The following is a 20449-nucleotide window of genomic DNA, read 5'->3' as shown; positions in this document are numbered from 1 at the left end:
GCTAGCGTCCCCGCACCGAAAGCTGCGCCAGAACGTCGAGACCCTGCATGTTCAGGAAATGCAGCATATCGATGAAAATCCAGTTCTCGGCCAGCCGGTCGCCATCACGGCGGTAGATGTCGACCACCCGCATGTCTGCCTTGCGGCCCGACGGGGGCAGGCCCAGATAGGGGCCTGTGCATTCCATGGTCAGGTTCGGCCAGCCAAAGAACCCGCCATAGGCCCCTTCGGCCATGCGGCAGATATGACCGTTAAAGGTGCGGTGGCCCAGTTGCTGCCGAAAGGGCTGTTGATGCTGCGTGATGTAGCGGTCGATGGTGTAGGTCGCACCGATGCCGGTCGGCCCCCACCACACCATATCGTCGTGCCAGTTCTGCGCCAGTTCCTCTTGTGGGGTGGGGGGACGGTCTGCCGTGTTGGCGTGGTCGATTGAATGGATCATACGGTTGATCAGGGCCAGTGTCGCCGCGCCTTCTCCCGGGTCCTGCGGGTCACGCAACAGCCCGTCATGGGTCATCGGCCCCGGCTGCACCAACTGCGCCGCTGTCATGTCGGGCAGGGGGTAGCAGCCCGCCTGTGCCATCAGATGCAGCAGGTCAACGAACATCGCCTGTTCGGTGATCCTGCCATCTGTCACGCGCGAAAACTCGGCATAGCGCAGCATCACGATTTTGCCCGTGGCCGGAATGCCAAGATACGGCGCATCGAACAGACCCATGAGGTGCCCCATGGAGGCAACCCACGTCCCGCCCGCATCCAGAGTGTTGTCGCCGCCAAAAAAGATGTCTTCGCGCCGCTGCACGCGGGTCAGGCTGCACAGGAGCGGGGACCAGAAGGTATCCGCCACTGCGGCGGGCCCTGTTTGCTCGTGGAACGGATGCATCCCGCGCCACAGCACGTCAGGGGCCAAATGGTCGTCCAGCGCCTGTGCGACAGTATCGGCGGAGGCGTGCGCAAGGGCCGCGTGATGGGCCTGAACACAGGCCTTGGCGCGAGAAAGGTCAGTCATTTTTATCCTTGATTTACAATGCGGAACCCGCCGCCGTCGCGGCGAATGGCGCAGCTCTGAGGTGTCAGGCGGGGCAAGATGGTGCTGGGTCCGGGCGGTGCCGCATTGGCAACAGCTTGCGGACAGGCGGGCAGTTCCACCGGCCTGTAGCCGCGGTCGGCCATACATTGGCCTTTGACGCGGGCGCGCAGATCGGCATTCACATCCACGGTGTAGATGTCCCCCGGCACCCAATATCCGCCGCTGACATGGCAATTGCCGTGGCTGTCACAATGCCGCCGCCGGATGTAGCGCGGCGGACCTTGCCGGACGACATTGGCCACCGGCGCATCGCGCAGCGCCGCCACGTCGCATTCTGTGTTGTCACGTTCAAGGTCAGCGATGCGGACCCCTTCGGCGTAGTAGGTGTTGACCGGCAGACAGGCCGGTATGGCACAAACACAGGCAAGGGCGATCCAGAGGCGCATGTGCAAAGCGTGCCCGAGTCGCCGCGCTTTGGCAATTCCAATTTGCACACGTGTGCAAACATTGACCCGGGCGGTCTGCTCTGCCACCTATGGACGCTGACATTGCGGGCGACAGGGCCCACGCCACCCCAAGGGACAGGGCATGAAGGTCATCATATGCGGAGCAGGGCAGGTGGGCTGGCAAATAGCGCGCCACCTGTCAGGAGAACGCAACGACGTCACCGTTGTCGACAGTGATCCCGATCTGGTGCGCCGCGCCACCGATACGCTCGACGTGCAGGGGGTGGCGGGGTATGCCAGCTATCCCGACATTCTGGACCGTGCCGGTGCGCGCGACGCGGATATGGTCATCGCGGCCACCCATTCGGACGAGGTCAATATGGTCACTTGTCAGGTGGCGCACTCGGTCTTTGGGATCAATCGCAAGATCGCGCGGCTGCGCAGCCAGTCCTATTTGACGGCCATCTATTCCGATCTCTACCGGCGCGATCACATGCCGATTGACGTGGTGATCAGCCCCGAACGCGAGGTGGCCGCCGCCGCGCTGCAACGGCTGAGCGCGCCTGCCGCCTTTGACACCGAACTTTTCATCGACGGGCAGGCGCAATTGCTGGGCATCGCGCTGGATGAGGATTGCCCGGTGCTGAACACGCCGCTGCGCCAGTTGACCGACCTCTTTTCCACCTTGCGCGTGGTGGTGGTGGGGGTGCGTCGCGACGGCACGTTGTTTGCGCCCGAGGCGGGCGATCAGCTTTTTGCCGGTGACGAGGCCTATGTGTTTGCGCATGTGGATGACGTGCCGCGCACGATGGAAGTGTTTGGCAAGACGATGCGCAAACAGGAACGCGTTGTGTTGGTGGGCGGCGGCAATGTGGGCCTTGCCGTGGCGCGCGCGCTCGAAGGGCGCACCAACCGCATCCGCGCCAAGGTGATCGAAAAGAACCGCCGCTGCGCCGAACTGGCCGCCGAAGCGCTGGAGCGGACCATTGTGCTCAACGGTGACGGGCTGGACGTGGCGCTGCTGGCGGAGGCGGGCGTGAGCCGGGCCGACGCAATGCTGGCTGTAACAGATGACGACAAGACCAACATGCTGGCGGCGGTGCGGGCCAAGTCCGAAGGCTGCCCCTATGCTATCGCGTTGATCAACGACCCCACGCTGGTGCCGATGATGGGCCCGCTTGGCATCGATGCATACATCAACCCGCGCGCCACCACTGTGTCGTCGATCCTGCGCCATATCCGCCATGGTCGCGTCCGGTCGGTCTATTCCATCGGTGATGCCGACGCCGAGGTGATCGAGGCAGAAGTGCTGTCCACTTCGCCCATGGCAGGGCAACGCATCAACGAGATTGACTTTCCCGAAGGTGTGCTGGTCGGGGCCGTGCGCAAGGGCAACGACGTCATCCGTCCCGTCGGGAAAACCCGCATCGACGAAGGCGACGTCGTCGCCATCTTTGCACTGGCCAAGGACGTGCCGGAAGTGGAGCGCCTGATGCAGGTGTCCATCGACTTTTTCTGATGGCACCGCGGGGACAGCAACGGGACAGTCTGGGCACGGCCATTCTGCGTCTGCCGTTGTTTTTGCTGCTGGTGGGCATTTTTTCGGCGGCAATGTTCGTCCCGGCGGTCTATGCGGGCCTGATCCGCGAATTGGTGACCGGACGCGCCTTTCTCTACAGTGGTTTGCTGGGGCTCATCATCTTTGGCCTCATCGGCTTTGCCCATGTGGGCCGTGACCCGCGCCACGGGATGCTTGGGCCGCTGGTGACGCTATTCTGCGCCTTTGTCGTGCTGCCTGCGATCCTTGCTGTGCCGTTCTATGAGGGGCTGCGCACAACCACCTTCCTCAACGCCTATATCGAAATGGTGAGCGCGATCACCACCACGGGCGCCACCCTGTTCGAAGACCCGGAACGGCTGAACCCCGCCTTGCATTTGTGGCGTGCGCAGGTGGGCTGGATGGGCGGGCTTTTGATGTGGGTGTCGGCCTCGGCCATTCTGGCGCCGCTGAACCTCGGCGGGTTCGAGGTGACAGCGCGGGCAGAGCCGGGGCGGCGGGCGGACACGGATGTGGGCATGACGGCTCCGGAGGTGCGGGTGCGCATTGGCAAGGTCAGTGCGGTTCTGGTGCCAATTTATATGGGGCTGACGCTGCTCTTGTGGGTATTGCTGACGGTTGCGGGGGATCGTCCGCTGGTCGCGATCAGCCATGCCATGTCGATCATGGCCACATCGGGCATTTCGCCCGTTGGCGGGCTTGACGGGGCAGCATCCGGCCTGACGGGCGAGGTTGTGATGCTGCTCTTTATGCTGTTTGCCCTGTCGCGCCTGACCTTTTCGTCGGACACGGTCAATGACGGATCCAGTAACCTGTTGCGCGATCCTGAGTTTCGGATCGGCATGGCGCTGGTTGTGATCGTGCCGTTGTTTCTGTTTCTGCGCCACTATGCGGGCGCGTTTGACGTCAACGCCGAAGAGGATTTGGCCGATGCGGGCCGCGCGCTGTGGGGCGGGGCCTTTACGGTGTTGAGCTTTCTGACCACCACGGGCTTTGCCTCGCAAAACTGGGGGGCGGCGCAGGCTTGGTCCGGGCTGGAAACGCCGGGCCTGCTGCTGTTGGGCCTTGCCGTGATCGGCGGCGGCGTGGCCACCACAGCTGGGGGGGTCAAACTGCTTCGGGTCTATGCGCTTTACCAAAACGGTCTGCGCGAGATGGAGCGGCTGGTGCACCCATCCTCCGTCTCGGGCGCAGGCAGCATGGGGCGGCGGCTGCAAAAGGACGGGGCGTTTATTGCGTGGATCTTCTTTATGCTCTTTGCCCTGTCGCTGGCGCTTGTGTCTGTGACGCTGTCCGCCACCGGCCTCAGTTTCGAGACGTCACTGGTTATGACTATCTCGGGGCTGTCGACCACCGGCCCGCTGCTTGAGGTGGCGGGGGACGTGCCAATCCGGCTGAGCGAGTTGAACACGACAGCCAAATCGATCTATGCCGCCGCCATGGTATTGGGTCGGCTGGAAACGCTGGCCATCATCGCGCTTTTCACACCGGATTTGTGGCGCGCCTGAGCGGTGCCTTGCTATAGGTCCGTAACGGACTGTTTTTTGGGGTGGAATGTTGTTTTGTCAAACGACATACTCCCGCCGGAGGGACGGTCTGATCCGCAGACCTAAGCAAGAATAAAAGGGTACCGACATGGCCTCGGACAGACAAAATTTGCAAGATGCATTTCTCAATCACGTGCGCAAAACCAAGGTGCCCGTGACCATTTTCTTGATCAATGGTGTGAAACTTCAGGGTGTTATCACGTGGTTTGACAACTTTTGTGTCCTGCTGCGCCGGGATGGGCAAAGCCAGCTTGTGTACAAACACGCAATCTCGACCATCATGCCAAGCCAGCCGATTTCGCTCTACGAGGGCGAAGACGCCTCTTGAGTGAGACTGCACCGCAGCTGACCCGCGCATGGGTCCTGCACCCCGATATCAAATCCGATCCGGACCGGCGCGAGGCAGGCTTTGCGCTGGCCGAAGCCGTTTCATTGGCCCGTGCGCTGCCCGAACTGGACGTGGTGGGCGAAGAGATCGTGCCACTGCCGCGCCCGCGCGCTGGGTTGCTGTTTGGCGACGGCAAGATTGATGAGCTTAAAGAACGTCTGCATGACGCAGAGGTCGAACTGGTGCTGATCGACGGCCCCGTGACGCCCGTGCAGCAGCGCAATCTGGAACGCAAGTGGAAGGTCAAACTGCTCGACCGCACCGGGTTGATCCTCGAAATCTTCTCGGACCGGGCCGCCACCCGCGAGGGCGTTTTGCAGGTGGAAATGGCGGCGCTGTCATATCAGCGCACGCGGCTGGTACGCGCGTGGACCCACCTAGAACGTCAGCGCGGCGGCCTTGGGTTTGTGGGTGGTCCCGGCGAGACGCAGATCGAGGCGGACAGGCGCGCGATTGACACCCAGTTGGTGCGCCTGCGGCGGCAATTGGACAAGGTGGTCAAAACGCGGTCCCTGCACCGTGCCGCACGGGCCAAGGTGCCATATCCGATCGTGGCGCTTGTGGGCTACACCAACGCGGGCAAATCGACCCTGTTCAACCGCCTGACGGGTGCGCAGGTGATGGCCAAGGATATGCTCTTTGCCACGCTGGATCCGACCATGCGCCGGGTGGAATTGCCCGACGGGCCGGAGGTGATCCTGTCCGACACGGTGGGCTTTATCTCGGACCTGCCAACGGAACTGGTGGCGTCCTTTCGGGCCACGCTGGAGGAAGTGCTGGCGGCAGATGTGATCCTGCACGTGCGCGACATCTCGCATCCCGAGACGGAGGCGCAGGCCGAAGATGTGCGGGCGATCCTCGCGGATCTGGGGGTCGGAGACGACCGCGCCCTGTTCGAGGTGTGGAACAAGCTGGACTTGCTGCCCGAGGCCGAAGCAGACGCGATGCGCGCCCGGGCAGAACGGGACGACGCCGTTCTGGCCTTGTCCGCGATCACCGGCGAGGGGCTGGGCACGCTGCTGGCGACGGTGGCGGCGACGCTGCAAGGGGCTGTGACAGAAGAGACGCTGACATTGCCGTTTGCCGAGGGGCGCAAGCGCGCGTGGCTCTTTGAACAGGACGTGGTGCAGCAAGAGCGGCAGGACGAAGACGGCTTTGCCCTCGGTGTGCGCTGGACCGCTATCCAAAAGGCCCGGTTCGAGGGCTTGTGACGCGATGGGTTTTTAGCCTGGCACTGGCCCTAGAAGCCTGTCCGCTTCGCGCACACAGTTCCGATTACTGCAATCATGTCTATGTCAGCTTTCCGGTTTTGGAGCGGGCCGAATTCGGAGCCCTTCGAAGGCGCAACGAACATGATAAAAACCCTGTATCAATTCATGTTCCCTGGACACATTCATCGACTGCAGACGACGCTTGCCAAGTCGCTTGTTGAACATACCCGATGCGCAAACGATCATTTGGCCTGACCTCAGAACCTGCTCCAAAGACATGTGGAGATACTCGAAAACTGCGTTGTTGAATGCCCAATGCGGTATCACACCTTCTGCCTGCAATTGCTTATTGGCTTCTCTTTTCGCTTCGCGATAGCCGTCCATCTGCGCGCGATCTCTGTAATCTAGGCAGCCACGGACATTTTGCATGTCACGACGTCTTTCATACCACGCGACCAAATGTGTCACCGAGCCCATGCTATGGGCGCGTTGCCCATCAATCGTAATCCAAGCTTCGCCCTCTTGGCCGTGAGCCTTGTGATAGCGTGTGTTCCAGACCTCGACGCGTCCCTTGGCGCTGTCCGCAAGACTGTCTTCAATTCGCTGCTTTAATTTGCTCAATTTTATGGGCAGAAGATTTTGCGGCGCACTCACGCCGCGCTTCGTTACCAATTCTACCGCATCCTGCTTGAACTCGCGGCGGAACATCCTTCTCGTCATATAGATTCTCAAGTTTCATTAACACCTTATCTCGGTGTCCACTAAACCGGCAGCAGGCCAGCTTGGCGCAAAGGGAGCATATGATGGGCGCTGTTGTTTCATTCGATCCTGAGACGCCTGATTTGCTGCCTTCCGAAGACCGGACACGTGGCGCGGAACTGGCGGATGCTGTCGCAAAGTATCTCAAAAATGCGCTCGCCAATTTGCGCATCGCCTACATGCAAAAGGTGATGGACTCTGGCGGCGCGTTTGATCGGAACGGCTGTGATTTCGCAAAATGCCGTCAGATTTTGAACACGGTCGACGAAACCAGTGAAAGCATACACTTCTTGAACAGCAGGCGCGCCAAACCTGGCGATCCAAGTGCGTTCACGTTTACGCATCAAAGTCCGTTCCGCATGTTCGAGGACAGACCGGAACCGCAGGTCGCTGGCACGAACTTCGTAGCCTGCGCAGCTTTTTCGCGTCGGGTGCCTTTTTGAACGAAGCGGACGCCAGGAACCTGACGGGCATCTATTGGTTTACGGATGTCCAAGAGATGTGGCCGACGCCAAGCAACAGCATGGCCCAAGTTGATGCTGGTTGAAGGCGTATTCTTGGTTGCCCAGTACTCCGAGGGAACTGGAACGATTTGTGGCTGACGCAGTAGGGCACCGGCGTTCCAGCATGGCGGACATGTCGTTCAGTGGTCAGTGCGTGATTTGGACGTGCTGCCATTTCCCTTGGGGTAAATCGCCCAATTTCCACGCGCCAATCTGCACGCGGATCAGCCTCAACGTCGGAAATCCAACATGGGCTGTCATTCGTCGTACCTGTCGGTTGCGGCCTTCGGTGATGGTCAGCTCCAGCCAGCTGTCGGGGACGGATTTGCGCACGCGGATCGGTGGGTTGCGGGGCCACAGCCCTGCGGGTTCGTCCATCCGGCGCGCCTTGGCGGGGCGGGTGGGGCCGTCCTTGAGGGGGATGCCCGTGCGCAGTGCAGCCAGTGCATCGTCCGAGACATCCCCTTCGACGTGCACCCAATAGGTTTTCGCGGCCTTGAATTTCGGATGCGCGATGCGCGCCTGCAACGCGCCATCGCTTGTCAGCACCATCAACCCTTCGCTGTCGCGGTCAAGCCGCCCGGCAGGGTAGACGCCCGGCAGGTCGATATAGTCCGACAGGGTGGGCCGTGTTGAGCCTTCGGTGCCCTTGTCGGTGAATTGCGACAGCACGCCGTAGGGTTTGTTGAACAGTATCGTCGTCACCGGCGCAGCGGCTCCAGCCGGGTGATGCCGACGGCACCCGCCCGTGCCAGCCCTTCGTCCAGTGACATCGGGATATACTCGCCGCGCCGCCACAGCTGCGCCATGTCGTCGTAGTGGCGCGACAGGAAATGACCCGATTGACCCGTCGAGATGATAAAGACCGAGCTGTTGGGGTCCGCGAAATCGTAGACACCGCGATAGCCCGCGCCATGCACGTTTTCGAACGGGTCGGGTCCCGTTCCGCGCGTCTTGCCCCGCAACAGGGTGTTGTCCCCGCCCGGCGTCGATTGACGGATGTTCACAAAATACCGCAGCAGCGGAATGTCACCCAGAACCTGATGGTCATGTGTCGCCTGATGCGCATCGCCCCAGCGCAACCCTTCGAGTTGCGTGCCGTATTTCTCCCCGATTTGCAGCAGCGCGTCGTCCAAGGCCAGACGCGCCATGTCGGGGCAGGTTTCCACCGGGGCGGATTGCACCACGTCACACCACACACCCGCGCCATCCACATCGCGGAACACACGTTCGATAAACAGCGGCTCCACATGGGTCAGCGTGTTGGCCATGGGCCCCAGTTCATCCCGCACCAGCCGGTCCTGCAACGCGCGCAGCCATGCCGCGTAGATCAGCGGTTCGGGCCAGTGTTCATTCATTGCCCCGTTCCATTCGGCCAGCAGTGCCAGCGCGCGCTGGCGTTGGCGTTGGGGCGTGCCGTCGGGGGCGGCCTCACCGGTAAACCACAGCTCGGCCCCGATCAGCGGCAAGAGGGATCGCGCGGTGAAGGACACGATGTCCAGTTGCGCCTCGATAAAGCTGTCGCGCGTGTGCACCTCGCGGGCCTGCATCAGGCGCTGCCAGCGTTGTACGCGCTGCGTGTCGCCCCATTCGAAACTTACATGGTTGGGAAAGGGGCGGTCGACCGTCTTGTTGTTGGTGTTGCCCAGAATGCCGCCCACGGGGGACACGAAACCGGGATTGGCACTGTAGGCCATGCGGCCCTGCCAGCGGTTCTCGGACCGCCATCCGAGGCTGGGCAGACGGCCCTGGCTTTGGTGCGCCTCGTCCCGCTTGGGGATCGCGCCGATCGTCTTCATCGCGATGGTCGCCCGGTCCACAAGGGTCATGTTCTGCGCCGGGGCGATGTAGGTTTCGCTGGCGGTGATTGCCTGGGCCACGGTCTGTGCCTTCATCACGCCCATCGCCGCACTCAGCGAGGTGTCATTCGGGCTCAGCACCGTCCAGCTCAGCGATGCGACATGGCCCGGCGGCGTGATCGACCCGAGGTTGCGGAAACTGCCCGGCAGCACCGGGCCATTGTCCGTCCAGCGCAGGGTCAGTGTGACCGGATCGGCGCCGTCGATCTCGATAATGGAGGCGCGGCTTTCAAAGTCTTTCCAGCCGTCGGGCGTGCGGTATTGCGTCGGGTTGTCGGGGTTTACCTCTTCGATCAGCACATCCTGATCGTCGACATAGGCCGACGTCAGGCCCCAGCCCAGAACGTCGGACCGGCCTGTGAGAACGGCAGGCATTCCGGGGATGGTGGCGCCGATGATCCCGCCACTTTGCAGTTCGAGCCGCGCCAGATACCAGATCGACGGCGCGGTCAGGCCCAGATGCGGATCATTGGCCAACAGGGTCCCGCCCGAGGCTGACCGTGAGGCCGCCGCTGCCCACGCGTTTGACGCCCCGGCCAAGCCGCGTGCTGGAAAGGGCGACAGGGGGTGCCGCGTGGCGTCCACCGCCGCAAAATTTCGCTCCGCTCCGGGGATCAGGGCCGCATATTCCGGCAGACTGGCCACGCCCGGTCCGGGCACGTCCGGCAGCAAATCGGCCAGCCGTTCGGGGTTGTCCAAAGCCAGTGACAGGCGCGCGCGCAACACTTCCTCTTCCATGTGGCCGGACAGTTGCAGCCCCATCAGCTTGACAATGGCGATGCTGTCGGCAGGTCGCCACGGGGCAAGCGGCGCACTGAACAGGAACATCTCGGGCGCGCCGCGTCCCAGCGCTTCGGTGTTGATCTGATCAAGGCGGGCGTTGACCCCCGCGGCATAAGCCTCAAGGGCCGCCAGCGTTTCGGCATCCTGTGCGGCAACCGACTGCACGGCAAGTCGGTAGATGTCGAGCCTGCGCAAAAAGCTGTCGATGTCCACTGTGGACGTCCCGAACAGTTCGGACAGGCGGCCCTGCGCCGTGCGCCGCATCATCATCATCTGCCACAGGCGGTCCTGCGCATGGGCAAAGCCCAACGCGTGGAACACATCCTGATCGGTCTGTCCGAAAATGTGGGGCACGTTGGCGTTGTCGCGGACGATCTCGACCGGCGCCGTTACCGCCGGTACGCGGACAACGGCGTCGTAATCGGGCAGGGACCGGGACGCGAGGTAGTAGATCATGCTCACGCCCAGCACGGTCAGCACGATGAACCCCGCCGTGATGCGCACCAACCACTGAAAGACCACTGCCATCGCTGCTGCTGCCCCTCTGACTGATGCGCCGTTGACCCTTGGGCTCTGACTGTTAGGTAGGGTCGCAGCAAAGCGCAAGGCACGAGGGAGTTGGGATATGGCGAAACTGGCATTTCTGGGGCTGGGCGTGATGGGCGCTCCGATGGCTGGGCACCTTCAGAAGGCCGGGCACGACGTCACTGTCTACAACCGCACCACGGCCAAAGCGCAGGATTGGGTCAACACCCATGGCGGTGCTATGGCGACCACGCCGCACGATGCGGCCAAAGGTGCTGATTTCGTGATGGCCTGCGTGGGCAACGACGATGATTTGCGGGGCGTGTGCCTTGGGGAAGATGGGGCCTTTGCGGGCATGGATGCAGGTGGGGTATTTGTGGATCACACCACCGTGTCAGCACAGGTGACAACCGAACTTTATGCAGCGGCTGACGCGTTGCAGATCAGCTTTGTTGATGCGCCGATTTCGGGCGGGCAGGCGGGCGCGGAAAATGCGCAATTGTCCATCATGTGCGGTGGCGACGAAGGCGCATATGCGCGCGCCGAGCCGATCATGGACGTCTACGCCAAACTGTGTCGCCGCATTGGTACATCCGGTGCTGGCCAGATGACCAAGATGTGCAACCAGATCGCCATTGCCGGGCTTGTTCAAGGACTGAGCGAGGCGCTGCATTTCGCTGAAAAAGCGGGACTGGATGGCCGCGCCGTGGTCGAGGTGATCAGCCAGGGGGCGGCAGGCAGCTGGCAGATGGCCAATCGGTATGAAACGATGCTGGACGATCATTTTGACCACGGCTTTGCCGTGGACTGGATGCGCAAGGATCTGGGCATTTGCCTTGATACGGCAGATGAGAACGGCGCAAGCCTGCCCGTCACGGCGCTTGTCGATCAGTTTTACAAAGACGTCCAAAAGCTGGGCGGTGGCCGCTGGGACACGTCGAGCCTCATCAAACGGCTGCGCGCCATGGGCTGATGGGCGCATTCAGGATTTCGTAAGGTCACTCTGACAGATTGCGCGGGCAATGCGTCGAAGGAACCTCATGTCTGAACTGCTTTCCACGGCCCGTGAGACGGCAAAATTCCTCCCGGAACATGTGTTTTTTTCGCGGACCGACGACCGTGGCATTATCCAGTCTGCCAACAGCGTCTTTCAGATCGTATCTGAGTTCAGCTGGACCGAGATTATCGGCGCGTCGCACAAGATCGTGCGGCATCCCGCCATGCCGCGTGCCGTGTTTCGGCTGCTGTGGTCGCGCATTACGGCGGGCAAGCCGGTGGGCATTTACGTGGTGAACCGGACCAAGGGCGGCGATGCTTATGCCGTCCTCGCCGTATCAATGCCGTTTGAGGACGGGTACGTGTCTGTGCGGCTCAAGCCGATGTCGGATCAGGTGGACGAGATCAAGGCCCTCTATGACGACATCGCGCGTCAAGAGGCGGCAGAGGGCCTCGACCCCGAAGAAAGCCTGCGCCGACTGCTGTCCCGGATCGAAGAAATGGGGTTTTCTGATTACGACGCCTTCATGGCAGACGCGATAGAACATGAACTTTTGGTCCGCGTGAGCCATCTACAAAAGCTGAAACCGCACGAGGTTGTGACGCTCTCGGCCATTCAGGCCGCGGTGGAAACGATTGCCGCGGCTGGGCGTGACCTTGACGCGCTGCTGTTGCAGACGAACCAGATCCCCGACAATATGCGATTGCAGGCCATGCGGCTGGAAGGCCGCGATGGTCCGATCGGCGTGATTTCCGCCAATTACCAGATGATGACAGAGACGTTTACTCAATCGCTCAAGGATTTTCTTGCCGCGGCGGAAAGCGCTGTGGCACCGGTGCGTGAGGCCAAGTTTCTGGCGGCCACCGGTATTCTGGTCAGCGAGGTGGCCCGGCAATTGCGCACCGAAACCGGCATCCGTCCCGAGAAAAAGGCGGCAGACCTTCAGGCGCTGGAGCGGTTGGCGACCCTGTATGAGGAAAAGGCCGCGCAAGCGGTCAAGGATGTCGCGCGGCGCGCGGAATACTTTGACCGCATCAGCAAGGATATGCGCCGCATGGTCTTTGGCCTCGAGATGACGCGAACCATGTGCAACATCGAACGGTCAAAATCGTCCAGCGACACCGATGCGCTTGATGGCGTCGTCGAGCGCCTGCACAGCGCCGAGACGCAGTTGAGCGACCTGATGACGGATGTCGAAGGGGCGGTGCACGACATTATGGACCGCGCAGGAAACCTGCTGCGCAGTCGCAAGGATCGTCGTCCGCCGGTTAACATCCGCACGGTTGCCGCCGAATAGCCATGGCCACCGCGATTTTGCCGCATGATCAGCGCAGCCACCCGTATCCAAAGATCCGGGAGGCAACGCGCGATCAGGCGTCGGTTCAGGGAATGATGCGCGTATACTTCGTGCCTTCGAGGGTCGCACCGATGCGCAACCCGGCTTGGGCGAACACCGCGGCCAAAACCGGCGACAGGACGGTTGTCGTGTCGGCGGCAACGCTTTCGCCCTTGTCCGATACCACGTATTCCAGATCAGCCCCCGCAACCCAACCAGGCGAACGGCGGAATTCAACCAGCGCCGCATCCGTCATAAAGAACAGAACATGCGCAAATTGCTGTGCGCCAATCTGCAATCCGCCGGTGCCCTTGACCAGCGAATAGTAATCGACCGTCACGTCGTTGACGCGCAGCGCTCCACGCCCATATGCGCCGCCAAAGCCAAAGCCCGCTTCGGTCACCAGCGGCATGACCAGCATACCGTTCGCCTTTTGCGACAATGTGACCGTGTTGGGGTAGGTTCGGTACATTTCCTCAAGCGTTGCATCGACGCGCGCGTCGATCAATGTGCTGCCCCGGCTGCCGACACCGTTGCCGCACGCCGCCGTGAACCCCATGCTCGCAAGTGCGCCAGCCGCAAAGCCGCGCCGAGACATTCCGAATGTCTTCATTGTAAAACCGCCTGTGTTGCTCGTGTTCTGCGCAGTTTCTCCACGCTTGTGCGCAACTATACGCTTATCGCGTGGGACTGTCACGCCCTACAGTGGGTCATGGGCAATCGTGCGCTCAGCAGTCTAGCGCAATGGCACGCCCCGGAATGTGGCGCACGGGCAGTGCCACGGGATCAAACCCGTCGAGGCAGCGCAAGTTGATCGCCCAGCCGTCAAATGGAGCCACGCCGCGTGTCCGTTCGGCGGCTGTAGGTGCGCTGGGACGTCGGAATGGCAGGATGCCGCACTGCGGGCAAAAGTAGTCCTTTGCCGTGCGCGACCCCCATTGATAAAGCGTCAGGTCAGCCAGCGGCCGCTGCACCGTCAACGCGGCTTCGGGCACACGAAACATCAGCGCGCCGCGTTTGTGGCAGATGCTGCAATCGCAGATCCGCTGGTGGTCGATCTCCGCCGTGATCGCGAACTGGACAAAACCGCAATGGCAACTGCCCGTGTGTCGGATCATGACCGCGCCAGCAGCCGGGCCGCCGCCGGGGCGAAATAGGTCAGAACCCCGTCGCAACCCGCGCGTTTGAAAGCCATCAGGCTTTCCATCATCACCCGGTCATGGTCGATCCAACCCTGCGCGGCGGCAGCCTGCACCATCGCGTATTCGCCCGACACCTGATAGGCGAATGTCGGCGCGCCAAAGGCGTCTTTGACACGGCGGCAGATGTCCAGATAGGGCAGGCCCGGTTTCACCATGACCATGTCCGCGCCTTCGCTCAGGTCCCGTTCGATCAGCCGCAGCGCTTCGTCCGAATTGGCAGGGTCCATCTGGTAGGTCTTTTTGTCGCCGGTCAGCGCGCCGGACGCGCCCACCGCATCGCGGAAGGGGCCATAAAAGGCGGATGCGTATTTCGCGCCATAGCTCAGGATCATCACGTTGCGATGCCCGCCAGCCTCCAACCCGTCGCGAATGGCGCCGATCCGTCCGTCCATCATGTCCGATGGCCCGATAATGTCAGCGCCCGCTTCGGCTTGGCGCACCGCCATTTTGACCAGCGCCTCGACCGTGCGGTCGTTCACGATCTCGCCGTTTTCGACGAATCCGTCGTGGCCGTTGATGTTATATGTATCCAGCGCCACATCCGTCATGATCGCCATATCGGGCAAGGCTGCCTTGATCGCGCGGATCGCGCGGTTGGCGTGGTTTTCGGGGTCCCATGCGCCGGCGCAATCCTCTGTCCGCTCTTCGATCCCGGTATAGGGAAAGATGCAGATGGCGCGAATGCCCAGATCGGCGGCTTCGCGGGCGGCGTCGACGATCTTGTCCACGGACCGGCGCGACACGCCGGGCATTGACGGCACAGGCTCTTCGATCCCCTCGCCAGCACGAACAAAAACCGGCCAGATGAAATCTTCGACGCTCAGCGCGTTTTGTCGCACAAGACCGCGCACAGCCTCAGAGGACCGAGTGCGGCGCAGTCGGGTGGCAGGGAAGGGAGCTTGGGTCGGGCGCATCGGTTCTGTCCAGTCTGGTTGACAGTATATGGGTGGCACGGTTTTTTGCGCTTGCCAAGTCTAGGCACCGCCCCGCACCCGCGCTAAGAGGGGCGTCAATCAGAATGCGAGAGCCCAGCACAGGGCCGCCCGAGGACAGAGTTTGGACTGGCACACCACAATATTCGAACTGATCGACATGCGCTCATTCTCGAACCTGTGGTTCTGGATCGCGTTGGCTGTGGTGTGGTCGACGGCCAGCCACTGGATTCTTGGCGTTCCGTTCGATCTGGTGTCGCGCGCGCGGCGCAATGGCGGACAGGCCGCCGAAGACCTTGAGGCGCTCGTGCGGATCAACACCAACCGGCTGCTGTATATCAGCACGGTGTCGGGCCTTTGGTTATTGGGCTTTGTCTGTTTCATCCTGACGGGCCTTGCGCTGCTGGGGTTCGTCTACCGCGTGGAGTTTGCGCAGGCATTGTTCTTGCTCGGATTTCCGATGACGCTGGTGGGCGCACTGAACCTCTCGACCGCGCGGCTCATTCAGGAACGCGAGGCGCAAGGCGAGGAATTGTGGCGCTACCTGTCGCGGCATCGCACGATTGTGCAGGCCATTGGCATGGTCTCCATCTTTGTGACGGCGTTGTGGGGGATGTATCAAAACATGGCCGTTGGCCCCTTCGGCGGTTGACAGGCGCGGGGTTTGCGCCAATTGAGGCACTCTGCCAGAGCACCGATCCCACATGACCACCAAGCAACACCTCACCGTATCCGGCGCGCCCGAAGGGTATGACGCCAAGCTGATCCTCGACGAGGTTGCGGCACATGGTCCCGTGGTTCATGTGGCACGCGACGACAAACGGTTGGCAGCCATGCAGGCGGCACTGCGGTTCTTTGCTCCCGACATGCCGGTTCTGGTGTTTCCGGGCTGGGATTGCCTGCCCTATGACCGGGTGTCGCCCAATGCCGATATCTCCGCCCAGCGGATGGCGACGCTGGCCGCGTTGGTGCATGGGATGCCGTCGCAGTTCGTTCTGCTCACAACACTGAATGCCGCGACACAGCGTGTGCCCGCGCGCGATCTGATGCGCGAGGCGGCATTCACGGCAACAGTTGGCAACCGGGTGGACGAGGCGGGGTTGCGCGCCTTTCTGGTGCGCATGGGGTTCGTGCAAAGCCCGACCGTGACCGAACCCGGCGACTACGCGGTGCGCGGCGGCATCATCGACATTTACCCGCCCGGCGATCTGGGGCCGGTGCGGCTGGATCTTTTTGGCGACGTGCTGGACGGCGCGCGCCGGTTTGACGCTGCCACCCAGCGCACCACCGAAAAGCTCGACATGGTCGAGCTTGCCCCGGTGTCCGAGGTCATTCTGGATGAGGCCGCGATCACCCGCTTCCGCCAGAACTACCGGCTGGAATTTGGGGCCGCTGGCACCGACGATCCGCTTTACGAGGCAGTCAGCGCAGGGCGCAAGCATCAGGGGGCTGAACATTGGCTGCCTCTGTTTCACGACCGACTTGAGACGTTGTTTGATTACCTGCCGGACGCGTCGATTTCGCTGGACGATCAAACCACCGCGATGCGGCTGGCGCGCTGGGACAGCGTCACGGATCAATACGAGACGCGGCGGCTGGCGATGGAGAACCGGTCCAAGCTGGATTCGGTCTACAAACCCGCGGCACCGGGCGGTCTCTATCTGGGTGACGCCGCGTGGGAGGCCGCCGTGGCCAACCGACGTGTCGTGCAGTTCACACCGCTGCCACAGGCAACGGGCCCGGGTGTCACGGATGCAGGCGGGCGCATCGGGCGCGATTTCGCGCCCGAGCGACAACAGGAATCCATCAGCCTTTTCGGGGCGTTGGCCGATCATGTCAAAGGACGGCTTGAGCATGGCCCGGTGGTCATTGCCAGCTATTCCGAAGGGGCCCGCGAACGCCTGACAGGACTGATCGAGGACGAGGGGCTGGCCGAAGCGATCCCGATCAGCGACGCGCGTCGCATCGGCAAACGCGGTCTGCATCTGGTCGTTTGGGCGCTGGAACATGGGTTCACCGGGCCGGGCCTGACCGTGATTTCCGAACAGGACGTGTTGGGCGACCGGCTGATCCGTGCGCCCAAGAAAAAGCGCCGTGCAGAGAATTTCCTGACCGAAACACAATCGCTCAGCCCGGGCGATCTGGTGGTGCACGTGGATCACGGCATCGGGCGGTATCAGGGCATGGAAGTCGTCACCGCCGCCGGGGCGGCGCATGAATGCCTGCTGCTGGAATATGCAGAAAGCTCAAAGCTGTATCTGCCGGTCGAAAACATCGAACTGCTCAGCCGCTATGGCCACGAAGAGGGGCTGCTGGACCGTCTGGGCGGCGGCGCGTGGCAGGCCAAAAAGGCGCGGCTGAAAGAGCGCATTCGCGAGATGGCCGACAGGCTGATCCGCATTGCCGCTGAACGCGCGCTGCGCAAGGCGCCAATCCTTGAACCACCGCCCGGCATGTGGGACGCGTTTTCGGCCCGTTTTCCCTATCAGGAGACCGACGACCAACTGGCCGCCATCGCTGCGGTGATGGAGGATTTGACCAGTGGTCAGCCGATGGACCGGCTGATTTGCGGGGACGTTGGATTTGGCAAGACCGAAGTGGCGATGCGCGCGGCCTTTGTTGCCGCCATGTCTGGCGTGCAAGTGGCGGTGATTGCGCCCACAACGCTGCTGGCGCGGCAACACTACAAGAGCTTTGCCGAACGGTTCCGTGGCTTTCCCATCGAGGTGCGGCAACTGAGCCGCTTTGTCTCGACTAAGGACGCCAACGATGCACGCGAAGCGATGTCGCGCGGCACGGCGGATATCGTGGTGGGCACCCATGCGCTGCTGGCCAAAGGGGTGCGTTTCCAGAACCTCGGCCTGTTGGTCATTGATGAAGAACAGAAATTCGGTGTGGCGCACAAAGAGCGGCTCAAACAATTGCGCTCGGATGTGCATGTGCTGACGCTGACGGCGACCCCGATTCCGCGGACCCTGCAACTGAGCCTCACAGGCGTGCGCGATCTCAGCATCATTGGCACGCCCCCCGTGGACCGGCTGGCCATCCGCACCTACGTGTCCGAGTTCGATGCCGTCACCATCCGCGAAGCGCTGTTGCGCGAACATTACCGGGGCGGGCAGTCGTTCTATGTGGTGCCGCGCATCAGTGACCTGCCGGAGATCGAAGAATTCCTGAAAGAGCAGCTGCCGGAATTGTCCTATGTCGTCGCGCATGGCCAGATGGCGGCGGGTGAGCTTGATGACCGCATGAACGCCTTTTACGACGGCAAATACGACGTGCTGCTGGCTACAACGATCGTGGAATCAGGGCTTGATATCCCCACGGCCAACACGATGGTGATCCACCGCGCTGATATGTTCGGGCTGGCGCAGCTATATCAGATCCGGGGACGGGTGGGGCGGTCCAAGACGCGGGCCTATGCCTACCTCACCACCAAACCGCGTACCAAGCTGACGGATACGGCGGAAAAGCGTCTGCGCGTGCTGGGTTCGCTCGACACGCTGGGCGCGGGGTTCACGCTGGCGAGCCAAGACCTCGACATTCGTGGCGCGGGCAACCTGTTGGGCGAAGAACAGTCGGGCCAGATGCGCGATGTGGGCTTTGAACTGTACCAGTCGATGCTGGAAGAGGCGATTGCCAAGATCCGGTCTGGGCAGATGGAAGGGCTGACCGAGGATGACGGGCAATGGGCACCGCAGATCAATCTGGGCGTGCCGGTTCTGATCCCCGAAGATTACGTGCCCGACCTTGATGTGCGTCTGGGATTGTACCGTCGTCTCAGTGGGTTGACGCGCAAAGTTGAACTTGAAGGCTTTGCCGCGGAACTGATCGACCGCTTTGGCAAGCTGCCGCGCGAAGTCAACACGCTGATGCTGGTCGTGCGCATCAAGGCGATGTGCAAAAAGGCAGGCATAGCCAAGCTTGATGGCGGACCCAAGGGGGCCACGATCCAGTTCCACAATGACAAGTTCGCCTCGCCACAGGGGCTGGTGGAGTTCATTCAGGATCAGCGCGGTATGGCCAAGGTCAAAGACAACAAGATCGTCGTGCGCCGCGACTGGAAGAACGACGCAGACAAGATCAAAGGGGCCTTTGCCATTGCACGCGATCTTGCCGAGAAGGTGGTTGCCCAGAAGAAGAAGGCCAAAGCCTAGGCCAGTGCCGCCTCTGCCCGGCGCATCAACTGCATCAGCACAGAGGCCGTGACGCAGAAGATCAGGACAAGGGCGACCAGAGGCAACGGTGTCCCGTCAAAGAGCAGGCCCACGGGCGACGCGATCAGCGCACCCAGAACGGTGGACAAGGCGCCAATCACCGAAGCGGCCATACCGGCGATGTGGCCCATCGGCTCCATCGCGATGGCGTTGAGGTTGGCGACCGTTAGCCCGGCCTGAAACATCACACCCCACTGCCAGACCAGATAGACGGCAAACACGCCCGGCAAGTCGGCCACGAGGTACAGGACAAAAAGGCTCGACACGATCACTTGCACGGCCAGCGCCCACGTCACCAGACGGCGCATCCCGAACCTGCCGACAATGGCAGCGTTCAGCAGGCTGGACACGCCGGACGCAACCGCAATTGCGCCGAACCAGTAGGGAAAGGTGTCTGCCCGGTCGAATGCGATTTCAAAGATCGGCTGCACCATGGTGAGGATCGAAAACAGGATGCTCATCATCAGCGTTTGCACGATGATTGACAGGCGCACGGTGGGATGGACCACCATCTGTCGAACGGCATCCACGATCAGCGGCCAACGCAGGGGGCGGCGGTTCTGCGGCGGTAAGGTTTCGGACATGCGCAGACCGAACCACAGGAAAAGAACAACGCCAAAGATGAGAAAAGCGGCAAAAATCGCACGCCAGCCAAACGCATCGGCAATCAGCGCACCCATCAGCGGCGCAATACCGGGCACCAGCAAGAACACCATCATCGTCAGCGACAGGATAGAGGCCATGTGCCGCCCTGAATAAAGATCGCGGATGATTGCCGCAGACACGACCCGTGGCCCCGCTGCGCCCAACCCCTGCAAAACCCGCGCGGCCAGCATCATTTCGAGCGTGGGTGCCGCCCAGCTGAGCACGGACCCAAGCGCGTAGATGCCCAGCCCCAGATAGAGCACCGGCTTGCGCCCCCATGCGTCCGACAGCGGTCCCATAAAAAACGTGCCCAGTCCCATTCCAACGACAAAAAACGTGAGGATCAAGGCGGCCTGCGCCGTGCCACCCGGTGCGATATCCGCCGCGATGTCGGGCAAAACTGGCAACATTGCGTCGATGGAAAACGCGATTGTGGCGAACATCATTGCCATCAAGGCGATGAATTCGACTTTGCCCACCTTCTGTTTTGCCGGTTTGGTCACGCGCTTTC

At 61.9% G+C, this 20449-nt stretch carries 18 protein-coding genes; 9 read left to right on the top strand and 9 right to left on the bottom strand.

From position 1 onward, the window contains the following. Position 1: 1 nt before the first annotated feature. Positions 2 to 1009, bottom strand: a complete 1008-nt coding sequence (locus tag Q1A85_RS07125) for an ester cyclase (RefSeq protein WP_299686799.1) — start codon at positions 1007 to 1009, stop codon at positions 2 to 4. Positions 1010 to 1011: 2 nt separating this feature from the next. After that, positions 1012 to 1476 carry a hypothetical protein gene (locus tag Q1A85_RS07120; RefSeq protein WP_299686797.1) on the bottom strand — a complete coding sequence of 155 codons (465 nt, stop codon included), beginning with the start codon at positions 1474 to 1476 and terminating at the stop codon, positions 1012 to 1014. Between the two features lie 142 nt (positions 1477 to 1618). Here Q1A85_RS07120 and trkA point away from each other — a divergent pair, with 142 nt between their 5' ends. The 4 genes from trkA (at position 1619) to hflX (ending at position 6180) form a co-directional block, all read left to right on the top strand. Beyond that, entirely contained in the window at positions 1619 to 2995 is a 1377-nt protein-coding gene (gene trkA, locus Q1A85_RS07115; protein WP_299686795.1) for a Trk system potassium transporter TrkA, read from the top strand. Further along, positions 2995 to 4542, top strand: a complete 1548-nt coding sequence (locus tag Q1A85_RS07110; RefSeq protein ID WP_299686793.1) for a potassium transporter TrkG — start codon at positions 2995 to 2997, stop codon at positions 4540 to 4542. Before trkA ends, Q1A85_RS07110 begins: the two co-directional genes overlap by 1 nt. Before the next feature lie 127 nt (positions 4543 to 4669). Continuing rightward, on the top strand, positions 4670 to 4909 hold the full coding sequence (gene hfq / locus Q1A85_RS07105; protein ID WP_007119530.1) for an RNA chaperone Hfq: 240 nt from the start codon (positions 4670 to 4672) through the stop codon (positions 4907 to 4909). Further along, on the top strand, positions 4906 to 6180 hold the full coding sequence (gene hflX, locus Q1A85_RS07100; protein WP_299686791.1) for a GTPase HflX: 1275 nt from the start codon (positions 4906 to 4908) through the stop codon (positions 6178 to 6180). The genes hfq and hflX overlap by 4 nt, the downstream gene beginning before the upstream one ends. Before the next feature lie 84 nt (positions 6181 to 6264). Here the strand turns inward: hflX and Q1A85_RS07095 are convergent, their stop codons facing one another. Beyond that, positions 6265 to 6888, bottom strand: a complete 624-nt coding sequence (locus Q1A85_RS07095; protein WP_299688600.1) for a hypothetical protein — start codon at positions 6886 to 6888, stop codon at positions 6265 to 6267. Positions 6889 to 6983: 95 nt separating this feature from the next. Here Q1A85_RS07095 and Q1A85_RS07090 point away from each other — a divergent pair, with 95 nt between their 5' ends. Next, a complete protein-coding gene (locus Q1A85_RS07090) occupies positions 6984 to 7382 on the top strand; it encodes a hypothetical protein (RefSeq protein ID WP_299686789.1) in 399 nt (132 codons plus the stop codon). 207 nt (positions 7383 to 7589) lie between these two features. Here the strand turns inward: Q1A85_RS07090 and Q1A85_RS07085 are convergent, their stop codons facing one another. Continuing rightward, positions 7590 to 8147 carry an rRNA large subunit pseudouridine synthase E gene (locus tag Q1A85_RS07085; protein WP_299686788.1) on the bottom strand — a complete coding sequence of 186 codons (558 nt, stop codon included), beginning with the start codon at positions 8145 to 8147 and terminating at the stop codon, positions 7590 to 7592. After that, complete coding sequence (locus tag Q1A85_RS07080; protein WP_299686786.1) at positions 8144 to 10612, bottom strand: penicillin acylase family protein; 2469 nt, start codon at positions 10610 to 10612, stop codon at positions 8144 to 8146. Before Q1A85_RS07080 ends, Q1A85_RS07085 begins: the two co-directional genes overlap by 4 nt. A 49-nt stretch (positions 10613 to 10661) precedes the next feature. Here Q1A85_RS07080 and Q1A85_RS07075 point away from each other — a divergent pair, with 49 nt between their 5' ends. Together Q1A85_RS07075 and Q1A85_RS07070 are read left to right on the top strand one after the other, a co-directional pair. Continuing rightward, on the top strand, positions 10662 to 11582 hold the full coding sequence (locus Q1A85_RS07075) for an NAD(P)-dependent oxidoreductase (protein ID WP_299688540.1): 921 nt from the start codon (positions 10662 to 10664) through the stop codon (positions 11580 to 11582). Between the two features lie 67 nt (positions 11583 to 11649). Continuing rightward, positions 11650 to 12903: a PAS domain-containing protein gene (locus Q1A85_RS07070; RefSeq protein WP_299686784.1), complete on the top strand. Its 1254-nt coding sequence runs from the start codon at positions 11650 to 11652 to the stop codon at positions 12901 to 12903. A gap of 85 nt (positions 12904 to 12988) precedes the next feature. On the opposite strand, the gene Q1A85_RS07065 is transcribed toward Q1A85_RS07070, so the two are convergent. The 3 genes from Q1A85_RS07065 to hemB all read right to left on the bottom strand — a co-directional run bounded on the left by Q1A85_RS07065 (position 12989) and on the right by hemB (position 15058). Next, positions 12989 to 13555: a YSC84-related protein gene (locus tag Q1A85_RS07065; RefSeq protein WP_299686782.1), complete on the bottom strand. Its 567-nt coding sequence runs from the start codon at positions 13553 to 13555 to the stop codon at positions 12989 to 12991. A gap of 115 nt (positions 13556 to 13670) precedes the next feature. Beyond that, positions 13671 to 14060, bottom strand: a complete 390-nt coding sequence (locus Q1A85_RS07060; RefSeq protein ID WP_299686780.1) for a GFA family protein — start codon at positions 14058 to 14060, stop codon at positions 13671 to 13673. Next, positions 14057 to 15058 (bottom strand): porphobilinogen synthase, encoded by a 1002-nt coding sequence (hemB, locus tag Q1A85_RS07055; protein ID WP_299686778.1) that lies wholly within the window; start codon positions 15056 to 15058, stop codon positions 14057 to 14059. The genes Q1A85_RS07060 and hemB overlap by 4 nt, the downstream gene beginning before the upstream one ends. A gap of 142 nt (positions 15059 to 15200) precedes the next feature. Here hemB and Q1A85_RS07050 point away from each other — a divergent pair, with 142 nt between their 5' ends. Both Q1A85_RS07050 and mfd read left to right on the top strand, forming a co-directional pair. Then, entirely contained in the window at positions 15201 to 15728 is a 528-nt protein-coding gene (locus tag Q1A85_RS07050; RefSeq protein ID WP_299686777.1) for a component of SufBCD complex, read from the top strand. 52 nt (positions 15729 to 15780) lie between these two features. Continuing rightward, positions 15781 to 19233 carry a transcription-repair coupling factor gene (gene mfd, locus Q1A85_RS07045; protein WP_299686775.1) on the top strand — a complete coding sequence of 1151 codons (3453 nt, stop codon included), beginning with the start codon at positions 15781 to 15783 and terminating at the stop codon, positions 19231 to 19233. Here the strand turns inward: mfd and Q1A85_RS07040 are convergent. Then, entirely contained in the window at positions 19230 to 20441 is a 1212-nt protein-coding gene (locus Q1A85_RS07040; RefSeq protein ID WP_299686773.1) for a multidrug effflux MFS transporter, read from the bottom strand. The two genes, mfd and Q1A85_RS07040, sit on opposite strands and share 4 nt — an antisense overlap. Between the last annotated feature and the right edge of the window lie 8 nt (positions 20442 to 20449).

The organism is uncultured Tateyamaria sp. (assembly GCF_947503385.1).
Classification (GTDB): Bacteria; Pseudomonadota; Alphaproteobacteria; order Rhodobacterales; family Rhodobacteraceae; genus Tateyamaria.
The sequence above is the reverse complement of the archived record's forward strand: the minus strand, read 5'-3'. Positions and strand labels throughout refer to the sequence as shown.